Genomic DNA, 14,323 nt, shown 5'->3' on the forward strand with positions numbered 1-14,323 from the left:
GCTCAAAGCGCTCCCATCACCTTCCCGTTGAAGCCGAAAACCCGGCGCTCGCCGCCGATCGGTACCAGCGTGACCGAACGTCTCTGGCCGGGCTCGAACCGCACCGCGGTTCCGGCCGCGATATCGAGCCGCATTCCCCGCGCGGCGGCGCGGTCGAACGACAGCGCCGCATTCGTCTCGGCAAAGTGATAATGTGAGCCGACCTGAACCGGGCGATCCCCGGTGTTTGCCACTTCGATCTCGAGGGACGCGGCCCCGACATTCAGCTCGATTTCGCCTGCCGCCGGCAGGACTTCGCCGGGGATCACGCCGGCACCGTCAGGGACAGACCGATCACGGCCGGCGCCGCGCCGAGCGCGCATAAGACCGGATGGGTCAAGCCGGCCACGAAGGACCCGTCGTCGCCCAGGTCGAGATGGGCCATGGCAGGCGCGCTCGTCGCCAGGACGACGGCCGCGGCGATGGACGTCGGTTTCGTCATGCCCCTCTTTTCCTCCGTTGAGCGGCGCGCGATGAGCAGCGCCTTCTGCTTCGTTCCGATTTTCTCAGCGGATCGGCTCATGCACCGTGACGAGCTTGGTGCCATCCGGAAACGTCGCCTCCACCTGGACGTCATGGATCATCTCGGCGATGCCCTCCATCACCTGGTCGCGGCCCACGACATGGGCGCCGGCTTCCATCAGGTCGGCAACGCTTCGCCCGTCGCGCGCGCCCTCCACGACGAAATCCGTGACCAGGGCGATGGCTTCGGGATGATTGAGCTTCACGCCGCGCTCCAGGCGGCGGCGTGCGACGTTCGCGGCCATGGCGACGAGGAGCTTGTCCTTCTCGCGCGGGGTCAACTGCATCGCCCATCCTTTCGCATTGCATCACGACGACCATAGACGCGGAAGCGCATCCTGCGCCAGCAGGGAAAGCGCTGGCACAAGCCGGCGACGCAGCCCAAGCCCATCGGAGGCGACCAGACGCGCAACGACGACACCGCCGACGCGGCTAGCCCCGCCACCCTCACCCAGAGTGTCGCGCAACGCGCCGAGAGGCGCCGTGCCTTCAAGGTCTGCAAGCAGGATCGTCGCGAAGGCCCGCCCGCCATTCAGCGAAGCTCGCTGTGCGACATGCCGCGCGATCTCGCCTGCGAAGCGCAGTTCATCCGCGAAGACGAGCCGTCCGTCGATGCGAACGCGCCAGCGATCGCGCAGGAGCCCCTCGCACACGCTCTCGCCCATCGCCGTGCGCCCCAGGATGACGCTTTCGCAGAGGAGGAAGCCGCTGCCGGCGGCGGCGTCCACATCGAGCCGCCGATCGATCCGCCCGCCGTCGAAGAGGATCGTCTCCTGCGGCAGATAGGCGAGGCGCGCGCCTGGGGCGATGCGCAGCCGCGTCGAAACCTCGGCTGCAACGTCCAGTGAGCGATAGACGCGCTCGCAGGCCTGCGTCGTCACCGTCAGCGCGGCGCCCTCGGCGATCTCGAAGGACTGGTCGAGCTCGTCACCGCCAGCGAGCCCGCCGGCCGTGTTGACGATGACCGCCTCGCGGGTCGGGCTCGCGAGAAGCCTCGGGAAGCGCAGTTTGAGGCACCCCGCCTGATGCAGGCGGTCGATCCGCGTGGCGCCATCCACAGGATGAACGCGTAGGGCGGCCCGCCCCCGCGCGCGTTGGAGGGGAATGGCAGAGGAGCTTTCGGGAACGGCGCTCATCGAGCGCTGCGCAGCAACGTTTATTGCGCGGCCTCGCCGATCAGCTCGTCGCCGTGTCCGGTCGCAACCTCGCGGCCGGGCACGATGCCGGCCGCCAGCCGCTTGCCGGCGAGCGCGAGATCAGCCGGGCCCGCGAAGTGAACACGCGTTGCGGGATGCAGGAGATGCTCGAAGGACGAATCGACCACGCCCGCCGCAGAGATCGCGGCGATGTCTCGACCCTCGGGGAGGTCGATCGGCTTGATCAGGCAAAGCGTCGCGCCGGGAAAGCGCCCGGCGAGCCACGCGGCGAGACTGTCGGACGTCGTCGACCAGTCGCGACCGATCTCGCACGCCCGCAGGACGAGCTTCGTCGGCATCCAGACGGGAATACGGCCTTCAGCTAACGCGGAGGAAATCGCTTCCTCAGTCGCGCAGGGCAGCAGCTTATCGCCGAGGCTGACGAGCGCCCGTCCGAACTGCTCCATCGCAAGGATCGCCATGTGGTGGGCCGCGTCGTCGTCGAAGCCGACCTGGCTCTGATACTGGCGCACGGTATCGGCGAATGGGCCGCCTCCCGGCACGAGCACCAACGGGCGATCGCTCTCCTCCAGGGCACGCACCCAGCGAACGAGGTCGGGCGGCGAGACCGAGCTTCCGCCGAACTTGACGATGAGGATACCGTCCATCCGAAACATTCCTACGCTACACTGGCCTGTCGAAGGCGCGCCGCGACAATGCCACCATTCCGACAAGTTTGACCAGCCCTCAGGGTTCCGAACTTTCGTCGCCGCAGCGCAGCAGCCGTGGCGCCTTGCAGTCCTTTGCATGAGCCAGTTTCACTCCGGCTATCGCATTACGCGGCGAGGCGACCGACCAGGGTCTGAAGGACATCCGCCAGCCGATCCCGATCCCCATCGCGCACGTTCTTCTGCCAGACGAGGGCGAGCGGCAGGCGACGCGATTGCGTGTCCGAGATGTCCGACAGTTTGCGGAAAGCGACGCCGGACTGCACAAGGCGCGACGACCACCGCGGTACGATGGCGGCTCCGATCCCGGCCGCCACCATGTTGAGGATCGTCTGCTTCTCTTCCGCGATCTGCGCGATCGTCGGCACGAGCCCCGCCTCCTCGAACAGCTTGATCGTCAGATCGTGACTGTGCGGGCGCGAACGGCGTTCAGGCACGATCATGGGCAACTCCGCGATGTCGGTCACCGTCAAGCGCTCCTTGCCCGCCAGCGGATGATCGCCGTGAATCGCCACGACAGGCGTCTCGTACAGGAGATGCATCGATGTCAGCCGAGGGTTCGGCGCCGCACCCGGGCGGACGATCGCCAAGTCCAGACTTCCCGACAGGAGTTTGGGAAGCAGCCGGATCGATTTGTCCTCGGTCAGGATCACGGTCGTCGACGGCCGCGTCGAGCGCAATTCGGCAAGCAGCTCGGGAACGAGCCCCGCAGCGGCGCTGTCGATGGCGCCCAGCCGGACGGGACGATGCGAGACCCTGCCCTCGCGTCGAAACCGCCCGGCGAGGGATTCGAGGTTGTCGAGAATGTGCCGGGCCTCAGCCGCGAACTCCTGTCCTTCCGGCGTCAATGAAACGGTTCTGGTCGTGCGCTCGAACAGCGGCACGCCAAGCTCGTCCTCGAGCAAGCGCACCAGCCTCCCGAGCGCTGACGGCAGAATGTCGAGACGCCGCGCAGCCCGCCCGAAGTGAAGTTCCTCGGCGACGGTGACGACACATCGGAGCTGGCGGACGTCCATGCCATTATATTACCAGATAATATAATCCTGACAATCTTTCGAAGGTTCGATCTCAATCGTAGGTTCGGTGGGGATGTCGAGGGAGCGACATCGCAGGCTGGATCTCCGGGCGTCGCACGGCTGTCGACGTGGAGTGGCCGCTACCCTGGGAGGAATTCGTGTCGAGACTTTTGACGGCTGCGTTCGCAGCCACGATGTTGCAGTCAGCGGGTGTGGCTCTCGCACAGGACGCCTATCCGAACCGGCCCATCACGATCATCGTGCCTGCGGCGGCGGGCGGCCCCAGTGATACGGTGGCTCGCCTCGTTGCCCAGTCGATGAGCTCGACGCTCGGCCAGCAGGTTCTGGTCGAGAACCAGGGCGGTGCGGGCGGCTCGCTCGGATCAGGCGCCGCTGCGCGCGCCGAAGCCGACGGCTATACCCTGCTCCTTTATCATGTCGGCGTCGCAACCTTCGCCGCTCTTTATCCGGACCTGCCGTACCAGCCGATCGACGCGTTCGATTCGGTCGGCCTGATCACCGAGGTCCCGCTGACGATGGTCGCTCGTCAGGATCTCCCCGCGAACGACATCGATCAGTTGCTGACCGCCTTGCGCGAGGACGGCGACACGATGACCTTCGGGACTGCCGGAGTGGGTTCGGTCTCCGATCTGTGCGGCATGCTTCTGTCGAACGCGCTCGACACCGAGATGGTCGTCGTCCCCTACCCCGGCACCGGCCCGGCGATGACCGACCTTCTCGGCGGCCAGATCGACCTGATGTGCGACCAGACGACCAACACGGCGGGCAACATCGAGACGGGCGCGATCAAGGGCTTTGCCGTCACGACCCGCGAGCGGGTGCCGCTCTTCCCTGATCTGCCGACGGTGGCCGAAAGCGGCATCGACAATTTCGAGATCACGGCCTGGCATGCTTTGTGGGCACCGAAGGGTACGCCCGAGGACGTGCGGCAGAAACTGTCGGAAGCGTTGGTGACGGCGCTGCACGATGAGACGGTGATCGATCGTTTCGCGCAGCTCGGCACCGTGCCGGTCGCAGACGGTCAGGCGACGCCCGACGCTCTCGACACGCTGTTCCGCTCGGAGGTCGAGCGCTGGACGCAGCTTATCGGACAGTTCACCGCGCCGACGGCCCAGTGATCCCGCCCCAATCCCGACGGGCGCGGGATCGTCCCGGCCCCATCGCTTCAAGGATGCGAATGTGAAGCAGTACAAGATCGCGGCGATCCCCGCCGACGGCATCGGACCCGAGGTCATCGCCGCCGGCCTTCAGGCGCTGGAGGCGCTCGAGCGGCGCGAGAGATCGTTCAAACTCGACGTGACGGAGTTCGACTGGGGCTCGGGCCACTACAAGAAGACCGGCGCGATGATGCCCGTCGACGGCACCGACCAGCTCCGCGCCTTCGACGCCATCTTCTTCGGCGCCGTCGGCGCGCCGGACGTGCCCGATCACGTGACCCTCTGGGGCCTGCGCCTGCCGATCTGCCAGGGGTTCGACCAATACGCCAATGTCCGGCCGACCAAGATCCTGCCGGGCATCGCCTCGCCGCTCGCGGGCGTCGGTCCGGGCGATCTCGACTGGGTGATCGTGCGGGAGAATTCGGAAGGCGAGTATTCCGGGCACGGCGGCCGTGCGCACAAGGGCCTGCCGGAGGAGGTCGGAACCGAGGTCGCCATCTTCACGCGCGCCGGGGTCACGCGCATCATGCGATACGCGTTCCGGCTGGCGCAGGCGCGCCCGCGCAAGTTCCTCACCGTCGTGACGAAATCGAATGCCCAGCGTCACGGCATGGTGATGTGGGACGAGATCGCCGCGGAGGTCGCGCTGGAATTCCCCGACGTGACCTGGGACAAGATGCTGGTCGACGCGATGACGGTGCGCATGACGCTGAAACCGAAGAGCCTCGACACGATCGTCGCCACCAATCTGCACGCCGACATCCTGTCCGACCTTGCGGGTGCGCTCGCGGGCAGCCTGGGCGTCGCGCCGACCGCCAATATCGATCCGGAGCGCCGTTTTCCCTCGATGTTCGAACCCATTCACGGTTCCGCCTTCGACATCACCGGCAAGGGCATCGCGAACCCCGTCGCGACGTTCTGGACGGCGGCGCAGATGCTCGAACATCTCGGGGAGGACGCCGCTGCATCCCGGCTCATGCAGGCTGTCGAGAAGGTGACGGGCGACGGCGTGCGAACGCCGGACGTTGGCGGAACGGCGACGACGAAGGAGGTCACCGACGCGGTCTGCGACGCGATCCGGGGCTCCAACATCTAGGCCGATCGATGCGGCCGTGTCGTCGATCAGCGGCGACCGGCCTCGCGGCGAATCTCGACGCCGGCCGCGCCGGGGCCGAGATCGAGCTTCTCGACGCGAACCGTCACCGCAAGAAGCCTCTCGTCGGCGAGAAGCGTCGCCGCGAGATCTTCTGCAAGCGTCTCGACGAAAGCCTCATGCCGGCCGGCCGCGATGGCGCGCACGGCATCCATCATCCGGTCGTAGGAATAGACGTCGCCCATCGCGCGTGGGCCTGCGACCGGCGCGAGTTCGGCCTCGATGGAAAAGCGCACGCGCTGGCGGCGGCCGCGCTCGGCGGCATAGGCGCCGAGTGCCATCTCCTGCACGAAATCGCGGATGAAGACCTTGTCCGGGACGGCAGCGGCCAGATCGGCCGGGCGCTGCGGCTCGACGAACAGCGCCGCGATGGCGCGGCACGCTTCGGCATCGAAAGCACCGTCCGCGCCGCGCAAGGCCGTGTCGAAGACGAGGAACGCGGGATGCAGCGGAACGAGGCGGGGCACGTCCGGCCCTTCCAGCGCGCCGGCGAAGGCGATCTGCTGGTCCCGACCCATGGCGTCGCGAGCCAGGGCTTCCAGTTCGCCGTAACCGAAGACATCGAAGAGCCGTCCGGGGCCGGTGTCGACGAGGACGCCGTGCGCGTTGGCTGCGGCGAGCGCGGCGCTCGCATCGTGACGCACGAAGCCCAGATCTTCGAGCCAGCGGCGATCGCCGCGCAGCGGCGCCAGATCGGCCCCCGCCGCGAGCGCGCGCTCGGCTTCGCCGGCCGTCTCGGCCAGCGCAACGAAGCGCGTGCGCTCGCTCACGTCACGGCCCGGCGTGTCTGGAAGCGTTCCTCGCGCCATCGCTCGGTGCGCAGGATTTCCGCCAGCGCGTCGGCCGCGGCCAGGACATCCGCAAAGCGCGTATAGAGCGGCGTGAAGCCGAAGCGCAGGAGATCGGGCGCGCGGAAATCGCCGACGACGCGCGCTTCGATCAATGCCTGCATCACCGCATAGGCGTTCTCGTGCGCGAAGGAGATCTGGCTGCCGCGCGCCGCCGCCTCGCGCGGGCTGGCGAGCGTCAGCCCCAGCCTGGAGCAGGACGCCTCCACCGCCTCGACGAACAGGTCGCACAGCACCACCGACTTGCCGCGCACCGTCGCCATCTCGAGCCCCTTGAAGGCGTCGAGCGCGGCGTCCAGCGCGCTCATCGCTAGAACGGACGGCGTGCCGGTCAGGAACTTCGCGATGCCGTCGGCTGGCTCGAATCCCGGCACGAAGGCGAAGGGCGCCTTGTGGCCGAACCAGCCGGAGAGCGGTTGGCGCGCCTGCGCCAGATGCTCCGGCGCGACATAGAGGAAGGCGGGCGCGCCCGGGCCGCCGTTCAGATATTTGTACCCGCAGCCCACGGCGAAATCGGCGCCGGCGCCGGCGAGGTCGAGCGGCACCGCGCCCGCCGAATGGGCGAGGTCCCAGATCGCCAGCGCACCCGCGTCGTGAGCCGCCTGCGTCAGCCCCTTCATGTCGAACATCGCCCCGGTGCGGTAGTTCACGTGGGTCAGCATCAACACGGCGACGTCCGGTCCGAGCGCTTCGTGCGCCTCGGCCTCGGTCTCGATCAGCCGCAATTCGTGGCCCTGCGAAAGGAGCGCCGAAAGGCCCTCGACCATGTAGAGATCGGTCGGGAAGTTGGCGCGCTCGGAGACGATGACGCGCCGGCCGGGCCGCAGGGCGAGCGCGGCGGCCAGCACCTTGAAGAGGTTCACCGAGGTCGAATCGCAGGCGACGACATGGCCGGGATCGGCGCCGACCAGCGCCGCGATCTTCGCACCGACGCGCGCCGGAAGATCGACCCAGCCGGCATCGTTCCACGAGGAGATGAGGCCCCGCCCCCACTCCTCCTCGACCGCCTTCGCGACCCGCGCCTTCGCACCCTTCGTCAGCGCGCCGAGCGAATTGCCGTCGAGATAGACGAGCCCCTCCGGCAGCACGAAAAGTTCGCGCCGCCCGGCCAACGGATCGGCCGCATCCAGCGCGGCCGCCCGCTCGTGAAAGGCGCTCATGCCCGTCCGAAGGCCTTGAAGGCGACGGTGGTGAAGGTGTCCACTACGCCCTCGGCCGTCTGCAGGCGCTCGGTGACGAAGTGCCCGATATCGGCCTCGTCGGGGAGGTAGAACTTGGCCAGAAGGTCGTAATGGCCCGAGGTCGAATGAATTTCGGAGATTTCCTCGACCGTCTCGGCGATACGGTCGGCCACGGCATAGGCCGCACCGGGGCGGCATTTGAACTGCACGAAAATCGCTTTCATCGGGCCCTCGGCGGCGACATGCTTGACGTCGCGCGTCCCTATCAGCGCGGTGGGGTCCCCGTCAAAACGCGCGACAGGCGGCTTGTGGCATCCTCCAGATCGTCGATCACGTCGAAATGGTGCCGCCCTTCCAGCTCGATCAGCTCGACCCGCCCGCCGAGCCCGTGCCAGACGTTGGCGAGGAGCGCCGATTGGCGCCGGAACTCGGCCAGCTCCCCGGCGCCGACCGCCACCGTGACCGCGCAGTCGAGCGCGGGCGCAAGGAGCGCGGGGCTTTCGGCCAGCGCCTCCGCCGCGTCGATGCGCAGGACGTCGTTCATCGCCGTGCGCATCAGCGGGCGCAGATCGTGGACGCCGCTGATCGGCACGACGGCAGCAATCCTGCGCTGCGTTGCCGATGAGAGCGGCGAGGCCCCGCTCGCCAGACGCGCGACGATATGACCGCCGGCCGAATGGCCGGTGAGGCGGATCGGCCCATCGACGCGTGCGCCCGCATGATCGAGAAAAGCGCCGATCTCTCGCACGATGGCCCCGATGCGCGCCTGCGGGGCGAGCGTGTAGCCGGGGATCGCGAAGGCGTGGCCACGCTCCAGCGCACCACGCGCCAGATGCGACCAGTCGGACTTGTCGAAGGCCTTCCAGTAGCCGCCATGCACGAAGACGACGAGCCCCTGCGGCGCGCCCTCGGGCTGAAAGAGGTCGTAGCGCTGGCGCTCGCCGGCGCCGTAGGGAATGTCGCGCTCCAGGCGCCCGCGCGCGGCCATCGCCTCGCGGAAGGCGGCGGCCTTCTCGCGCCAGCGCGCCGGATAGGCCTCGCCGCCTGCGATCGAAGCGCCGTTCGCATAGGCGGCATCGAAGTCGAGGATCGGCGAGCGCCCGGTCATCGTAATCAGTCCACGAAAGCGCGCTCGACGACGTAGGTGCCGGGCTTGGAGTTGGCGCCCTCCTCGAAGGCGGCAGCCTCCAGAAGCGCGGCAGTGTCCTTGAGCATGGCCATCGAACCGCAGATCATCGCGCGGTCTGTCGCGGGGTCGAGCGCCGGCACGCCGAGTTCGGCGGCAAGGCGCCCGTTCTCGATCATGGTGGTGATGCGCTCGCCCCTCGGCTCTCCCTCGCGCGTCGCCGCGCCGAGGAAGCGCAGCTTGTCGCCGACGATCTCAGACAGGATCTCGTCGGACTTCACCGCCGCCACGAGGTCCTGCCCGTAGCGCAGTTCATCGAGGGTGCGGGTCGTCTGCGTGAGGATCACCTCCTCGAACTTCTCGTAGGTCTCCGGGTCGCGGATGATGCCGGCAAACGGCGCGACGCCCGTGCCGGTGGAGAAAAGATAGAGTCGCCGGCCGGGCACCAGCGCGTCGAGCACCAGTGTGCCCGTCGGCTTCTTGCGCATCAGCACCGTGTCGCCGACCTGGATCTTCTGCAGATGTTCCGTCAGCGGGCCGCCGGGCACCTTGATGGAGAAGAACTCCAGTTCCTCGTCCCAGGCCGGGCTGGCGATCGAGTAGGCGCGGAAGACCGGCTTCTCGGCGTTCGGCAGGCCGATCATCGCGAACTCGCCGGTGCGGAAGCGGAAGCTCGCCGGGCGCGTCATGCGGAACATGAACAGGCTGTCGGTGTAGTGCCGCACCTCTGTCACCGTCTCGGCGAAGACGTTGGCGGGGATCGGGAAGGCGTTCTCGGTCTGTCGCGCTTCGACGGTCACGTTCATGGCTGGCCTTGCGGTTTGTCTCGGACGGCGGGCACTCGGGCCGGCGCGAACATAGAGAGCGGATGGCCTCGCGAAAAGACGGGCCGACAGACAGGCAGGTTTGCCGCAACCCGCGCCCCGCGTCGAGGCCGCGCGTTTCGCGCTGCGCCCGCCTCGTGGAATAAGATTTCGGCTTAGCTGCGGATGTCGCTCTCCTTCGGCAGGAGCACCGTGAGAAGCCCCAGGAATGGCAGGAAGGCGCAGATCACGAACACCGTGCGAATCCCATGCGCATCGGCGATCGCCCCGAGGACGGCGGCGGCGATGCCGCCCATGCCGAAGGCGAAGCCGAAGAAGATGCCCGCGATCAGCCCGACGCGGCCGGGCACCAGTTCCTGCGCGAAGACGACGATGGCCGAGAAGGCCGAGGAGATCACGAAGCCGATCACCACGGAGAGCGCAGCCGTCCAGAAGAGGTCGACATAGGGAAGCGCCAGCGTGAACGGCAGAGCGCCCACGATAGAGAACCAGATCACCGCCTTGCGGCCGATCTTGTCCGTCAGAGGGCCGCCCGCGAGCGTACCGACCGCGGCGGCGCCGAGGAACAGGAACAAGAGGATCTGCGACTGGCGGATCGAAACGTCGAAGGTCTCGATCAGGTAGAAGGTGTAGAAGCTCGACAGGCTGACCGTGTAGACCTGCTTGGAGAAGGTCAGGATCGCGAGGATCGCGATGGCGTAGAGGACGCGGCCGCGCGGCAGGGGCAGCGCCGCGACCGATGCCGTGGCCTTGCGCGCGGCCTGCTCCAGATGCCGCGCCTTCGCCCAGCTTCCCACGTGCCAGAGCACGATCATGCCGAGGAGCGCCAGCGCGCCAAACCAGGCGACGCTCGGCTGGCCGAGCGGCAGGACGATGTAGGCTGCTAAAAGCGGCCCGAGCGCCGTGCCCGCATTGCCGCCGACCTGGAACAGAGACTGCGCGAAGCCATAGCGGCCGCCCGAGGCGACCCGCGCGACGCGTGAAGCGTCCGGGTGGAAGATCGAGGAGCCGAGGCCGACGCAGGCCGCAGCCAGAAGCAGCACCCAGTAGGCATGAGCGCCGGCGAGGATCATCAACCCGACGAGCGAGAAGAACATGCCGAGCGTCAGCAGCCGGAAGCGCGGCTTCCTGTCCGTCACGAAGCCCACCGCCGGCTGCAGCAGCGAGGCCGTCACCTGGAAGGTGAAGTGCAGGATGCCGATCTGCGTGAAGGTCAGCGCGTAGTTCTCCTGCAGCACCGGATAGAGCGCCGGGAGAAGCGACTGGATCGTGTCGTTGAGGAGATGGCAGAGGCTGAGGGCCAGAAGCACCATCAGCGTCGTCTTTTCGGGTGCCGTCTGCCCCGCCTGCATGGTCGTCTGGCTCACCGCGCGAACCCGTCAACGCGCCGTGGCGCGCCTTCCTGCAATGGTTTTGTCGAAAGGCCGTACAACACCCTTCGCGAAGCGTCCATCGTCAGCGGCACTTACAATCGTTTCGCACCTCTCTCGCCTGCCGGGAAAGTTGACACCCCTGGTCAGCGATAATACCGGCAAGGCGAATTTCTGACGCCCGTTCCGAAAGCCTGCCCCATGCTCGCGCGCTTCTTCGCCTACTATTCCCCCTGGCGCGGGCTCTTCTTCCTCGACTTCGGCTGCGCCGTCGTCGCCGGGCTTCTGGAACTCGCCTTCCCGATCGCGGTGAAGGTCTTCGTCGACAACCTCCTGCCCTCGGGCCAGTGGACGCTGATCCTCCTGGCCTCCGTGGGTCTGCTTCTCGTCTACGTGCTCAACACCGGGCTGATGGCCGTCGTGACCTACTGGGGGCACATGCTCGGCATCAACATCGAGACCGAGATGCGGCGCCGGGCCTTCGACCATCTCCAGAAGCTGTCCTTCGGCTTCTTCGACAACGTCAAGACGGGCCATCTCGTCGGGCGGCTGACGAAGGATCTCGAGGAGATCGGCGAGGTCGCCCATCACGGACCGGAAGACCTCTTCATCGCGGTGATGACCTTCCTCGGCGCCTTCGCGCTGATGCTCTCGGTCCACACGGAACTGGCCCTGATCACCGGCGTCGTGGTGCCGATCGGAACCTGGCTGACGGCGCGCTACGGCCAGCGCATGACGGACACCTGGCGCGCGATCTATGGCTCGGTCGGCGACTTCAACGCCCGCATCGAGGAGAATGTCGGCGGCATCCGCGTGGTGAAGGCCTTCGCCAACGAGGAGCACGAGCGCGCCCTGTTCGCCGAAAACAACGCCGGCTACCGCGCCCGCAAGCTCGATGCCTACCGCATCATGGCCGTCAGCCAGTCGCTGAACTACCTGTCGATGCGTCTTACGCAAGTGATCGTGATGGTGGCCGGCACCTGGTACGTGATCCAGGACGACCTCTCCTATGGCGGCTTCGTCGGCTTCCTTCTCCTCGTGAACGTCTTCTTCCGTCCGGTGGAGAAGATCGCGGCGGTGATCGAGACCTATCCGAAGGGCATCGCCGGCTTCCGGCGCTACACCGAGTTCCTCGACACCGCGCCCGACATCATGGACGCGCCCGGCGCGCGCGATCTCGGGGACGTGCGCGGCGCCATCGCCTTCGAGGGCGTATCCTTCGGCTATACGCCGGGCGCGCCGGTTCTCAAGGGTATCGACCTTCAGGTCGCGCCCGGCGAGACGCTGGCCTTCGTCGGCCCCTCCGGCGCGGGCAAGACCACGATCTGCTCGCTGGTTCCGCGCTTCTATGACGTCGAGGCCGGCGCGATCCGCATCGACGGCACCGACATCCGCGAGGTGAGCCTTGCGTCGCTGCGCCGGCAGATCGGCATCGTGCAGCAGGACGTGTTCCTGTTCGGCGGCACGGTGCGCGAGAACATCGCCTATGGCCGGCTCGATGCGAGCGAAGCCGACATCGTCTCCGCCGTGGAGCGCGCGCGTCTGACGGAAACCGTCGCGGCTTTGCCGCAGGGCCTCGACACGATCGTCGGGGAACGCGGCGTCAAGCTCTCCGGCGGCCAGAAGCAGCGTCTGTCGATCGCACGCATGTTCTTGAAGGACCCCGCGATCCTCATCCTCGACGAGGCGACGTCGGCGCTCGACACCGAGACCGAGCGTGCCATCCAGGCCTCGCTTGCCGAACTCGCCAGGGGCCGCACGACGCTGATCATCGCGCATCGCCTGTCGACGATCCGCCATGCGGATCGCATCGCGGTGATGTCGGGTGGGCAGATCGCCGAGGTCGGCAGCCATGCCGAGCTGATCGCGCGGCCTGGGCCGTACCAGCGGCTCGTGCGGGCACAGGACGGCGTCTACGAGGACCAGCCAGCGGCGGCCGAGTAGGGCGCAGACCTGTAGCGAGCAAGAAAAAACCCGCTCGGGGGAGGACCGAGCGGGTTTTAAGAGATGCAAAGTTTGGGAGGAAACGTTTGCAGGACTCTTATGCCTGTTTTCTGCGCTGACCGGAAGAGCGCCCAACGCATAGGCGCCATGCAGAAATGCGATAACTGAGTCATGCCGCTGTCACGCGCGCATGGGTCGGTCCGTCCATCCGCTGCTTGCGGGCCGCTTCGCCCTGCGCGACAAATCGCGCGACACGACGGCGGGGTGGAGGCGATGGGGAGGACACGACAAGACGAGGCTGCGAGGCTGGACGATGCGGCACGTGCCGGCTGGCTCTATTACGTCGCCGGCAAGACGCAGGACGAGATCGCCCGCACGCTCGACATCTCGCGCCAGAGCGCGCAGCGGCTCGTTTCGCTCTCCGTAAGCGCCGGGCTCGTGAAAGTGCGCATCGATCATCCGATCGCCGCCTGTCTCGACCTCGCCGAGCGCCTGCGCGAGCGCTTCGATCTCAAGACAGTCGAGGTGGTGCCCTCCGATCCCGGCTCCCCGTCGACGACGCTCGGCATCGCACTCGCGGGCGCCGGGCAGATGGAGCGGCGCCTGCGCCAGGTGGAGCCCTCGATCATCGCCGTCGGCACCGGCCGCACGCTGAAGGCGGCCATCGAGCATCTGCCGGCGATGGACTGCCCCCAGCATCGTATCGTCTCGCTGACGGCCAACATCACGCTCGACGGTTCGGCATCGATCTACAACGTCATCTTCTCGATGGCCGACACGATCCGCGCGCCGCACCATCCGATGCCGCTTCCGCTCGTCGTGTCCTCGCCGAGCGAACGCGCCCTCCTGCATGAGCAGAAAGTGATTCGCCGCACGCTGGCTCTCGCGGCGGAGGCGGACGTCGCTTTCGTCGGCATCGGCGAGATCGGGCCGAAGGCGCCGCTCGTGAAGGACGGCTTCGTGACGACGCGCGAGTGCGCGGAGCTGGTCTCGACCGGCGGTGCGGGCGAAATCGTCGGCTGGGTCTTCGATGCGCACGGGCAGGTCATCGACTGTGCGTTCAACGACCGCGTCTCGAGCGCCCCCCTGCCCTCCACCCGGCGCACGGAGGTGATCGCGATGGCGATGGGCCCGGCCAAGACACCCGCGATCCGCGCCGCTCTTCTCGGACATCTGGTCAACGGTCTCGTCACCGACGAAGGGACCGCAAGGCGCCTTCTTGGCACAGGATCGCCCTGACCGATCCTTCAAAGAGACG

16 protein-coding genes are annotated in these 14,323 nt (G+C 67.5%); 4 read left to right on the top strand and 12 right to left on the bottom strand.

The annotated features are described in order from the left end of the window. Window positions 1-2 precede the first annotated feature (2 nt). The 6 genes from H1343_RS16320 to H1343_RS16345 all read right to left on the bottom strand — a co-directional run bounded on the left by H1343_RS16320 (window position 3) and on the right by H1343_RS16345 (window position 3,441). Window positions 3-308 (bottom strand): urease subunit beta, encoded by a 306-nt coding sequence (locus H1343_RS16320; protein ID WP_185983875.1) that lies wholly within the window; start codon window positions 306-308, stop codon window positions 3-5. Next, window positions 305-481, bottom strand: coding sequence for a hypothetical protein (locus tag H1343_RS16325; protein ID WP_185983876.1), 177 nt, complete (start codon window positions 479-481; stop codon window positions 305-307). Before H1343_RS16325 ends, H1343_RS16320 begins: the two co-directional genes overlap by 4 nt. Before the next feature lie 64 nt (window positions 482-545). Continuing rightward, entirely contained in the window at window positions 546-848 is a 303-nt protein-coding gene (locus H1343_RS16330; protein WP_185983877.1) for an urease subunit gamma, read from the bottom strand. Window positions 849-869: 21 nt separating this feature from the next. Next, window positions 870-1,619 (bottom strand): urease accessory protein UreD, encoded by a 750-nt coding sequence (locus H1343_RS16335; RefSeq protein WP_246333166.1) that lies wholly within the window; start codon window positions 1,617-1,619, stop codon window positions 870-872. A gap of 98 nt (window positions 1,620-1,717) precedes the next feature. Continuing rightward, window positions 1,718-2,365 carry an amino acid kinase family protein gene (locus H1343_RS16340; protein ID WP_185983879.1) on the bottom strand — a complete coding sequence of 216 codons (648 nt, stop codon included), beginning with the start codon at window positions 2,363-2,365 and terminating at the stop codon, window positions 1,718-1,720. Between the two features lie 167 nt (window positions 2,366-2,532). Further along, the gene (locus tag H1343_RS16345) at window positions 2,533-3,441 is read right to left on the bottom strand and encodes a LysR family transcriptional regulator (RefSeq protein WP_185983880.1); all 909 of its coding nucleotides are present in this window, start codon (window positions 3,439-3,441) and stop codon (window positions 2,533-2,535) included. A gap of 158 nt (window positions 3,442-3,599) precedes the next feature. Here H1343_RS16345 and H1343_RS16350 point away from each other — a divergent pair, with 158 nt between their 5' ends. Together H1343_RS16350 and H1343_RS16355 are read left to right on the top strand one after the other, a co-directional pair. After that, window positions 3,600-4,580 (top strand): tripartite tricarboxylate transporter substrate-binding protein, encoded by a 981-nt coding sequence (locus tag H1343_RS16350; protein WP_343048886.1) that lies wholly within the window; start codon window positions 3,600-3,602, stop codon window positions 4,578-4,580. A 61-nt stretch (window positions 4,581-4,641) separates the two neighbouring features. Next, window positions 4,642-5,715 (top strand): tartrate dehydrogenase, encoded by a 1,074-nt coding sequence (locus H1343_RS16355; protein WP_185983881.1) that lies wholly within the window; start codon window positions 4,642-4,644, stop codon window positions 5,713-5,715. Between the two features lie 26 nt (window positions 5,716-5,741). Here H1343_RS16355 and H1343_RS16360 read toward each other — a convergent pair whose 3' ends face one another. The 6 genes from H1343_RS16360 to H1343_RS16385 form a co-directional block, all read right to left on the bottom strand. Further along, window positions 5,742-6,542, bottom strand: a complete 801-nt coding sequence (locus H1343_RS16360; protein WP_185983882.1) for a dihydroneopterin aldolase — start codon at window positions 6,540-6,542, stop codon at window positions 5,742-5,744. Continuing rightward, the gene (kynU, locus tag H1343_RS16365; protein ID WP_185983883.1) at window positions 6,539-7,780 is read right to left on the bottom strand and encodes a kynureninase; all 1,242 of its coding nucleotides are present in this window, start codon (window positions 7,778-7,780) and stop codon (window positions 6,539-6,541) included. The genes H1343_RS16360 and kynU overlap by 4 nt, the downstream gene beginning before the upstream one ends. After that, window positions 7,777-8,025: an Lrp/AsnC family transcriptional regulator gene (locus H1343_RS16370; protein WP_185983884.1), complete on the bottom strand. Its 249-nt coding sequence runs from the start codon at window positions 8,023-8,025 to the stop codon at window positions 7,777-7,779. The genes kynU and H1343_RS16370 overlap by 4 nt, the downstream gene beginning before the upstream one ends. 41 nt (window positions 8,026-8,066) lie before the next feature. Then, window positions 8,067-8,909: an alpha/beta hydrolase gene (locus H1343_RS16375; protein WP_185983885.1), complete on the bottom strand. Its 843-nt coding sequence runs from the start codon at window positions 8,907-8,909 to the stop codon at window positions 8,067-8,069. A 5-nt stretch (window positions 8,910-8,914) separates the two neighbouring features. Further along, window positions 8,915-9,733 carry a ferredoxin--NADP reductase gene (locus H1343_RS16380; RefSeq protein WP_185983886.1) on the bottom strand — a complete coding sequence of 273 codons (819 nt, stop codon included), beginning with the start codon at window positions 9,731-9,733 and terminating at the stop codon, window positions 8,915-8,917. 173 nt (window positions 9,734-9,906) lie between these two features. Then, entirely contained in the window at window positions 9,907-11,103 is a 1,197-nt protein-coding gene (locus tag H1343_RS16385) for an MFS transporter (RefSeq protein ID WP_185985725.1), read from the bottom strand. Window positions 11,104-11,322: 219 nt separating this feature from the next. Here H1343_RS16385 and H1343_RS16390 point away from each other — a divergent pair, with 219 nt between their 5' ends. Both H1343_RS16390 and H1343_RS16395 read left to right on the top strand, forming a co-directional pair. Beyond that, the gene (locus tag H1343_RS16390; RefSeq protein WP_185983887.1) at window positions 11,323-13,065 is read left to right on the top strand and encodes an ABC transporter ATP-binding protein; all 1,743 of its coding nucleotides are present in this window, start codon (window positions 11,323-11,325) and stop codon (window positions 13,063-13,065) included. A 273-nt stretch (window positions 13,066-13,338) separates the two neighbouring features. Next, window positions 13,339-14,304, top strand: coding sequence for a sugar-binding transcriptional regulator (locus tag H1343_RS16395; protein WP_185983888.1), 966 nt, complete (start codon window positions 13,339-13,341; stop codon window positions 14,302-14,304). Window positions 14,305-14,323 lie beyond the last annotated feature (19 nt).

This window comes from Aureimonas mangrovi (assembly GCF_014058705.1).
Taxonomy (GTDB): Bacteria; Pseudomonadota; Alphaproteobacteria; order Rhizobiales; family Rhizobiaceae; genus Aureimonas; species Aureimonas mangrovi.

Bases quoted from the DNA above. Each gene is read 5' to 3' on its own strand.
- H1343_RS16325 (WP_185983876.1), bottom strand. From the start codon at position 481: ATGACGAAACCGACGTCCATCGCCGCGGCCGTCGTCCTGGCGACGAGC.
- H1343_RS16330 (WP_185983877.1), bottom strand. From the start codon at position 848: ATGCAGTTGACCCCGCGCGAGAAGGACAAGCTCCTCGTCGCCATGGCC.
- H1343_RS16340 (WP_185983879.1), bottom strand. From the start codon at position 2,365: ATGGACGGTATCCTCATCGTCAAGTTCGGCGGAAGCTCGGTCTCGCCG.
- H1343_RS16345 (WP_185983880.1), bottom strand. From the start codon at position 3,441: ATGGACGTCCGCCAGCTCCGATGTGTCGTCACCGTCGCCGAGGAACTT.
- kynU (WP_185983883.1), bottom strand. From the start codon at position 7,780: ATGAGCGCCTTTCACGAGCGGGCGGCCGCGCTGGATGCGGCCGATCCG.
- H1343_RS16370 (WP_185983884.1), bottom strand. From the start codon at position 8,025: ATGAAAGCGATTTTCGTGCAGTTCAAATGCCGCCCCGGTGCGGCCTAT.
- H1343_RS16375 (WP_185983885.1), bottom strand. From the start codon at position 8,909: ATGACCGGGCGCTCGCCGATCCTCGACTTCGATGCCGCCTATGCGAAC.
- H1343_RS16380 (WP_185983886.1), bottom strand. From the start codon at position 9,733: ATGAACGTGACCGTCGAAGCGCGACAGACCGAGAACGCCTTCCCGATC.
- H1343_RS16385 (WP_185985725.1), bottom strand. From the start codon at position 11,103: ATGCAGGCGGGGCAGACGGCACCCGAAAAGACGACGCTGATGGTGCTT.
- H1343_RS16390 (WP_185983887.1), top strand. From the start codon at position 11,323: ATGCTCGCGCGCTTCTTCGCCTACTATTCCCCCTGGCGCGGGCTCTTC.
- H1343_RS16395 (WP_185983888.1), top strand. From the start codon at position 13,339: ATGGGGAGGACACGACAAGACGAGGCTGCGAGGCTGGACGATGCGGCA.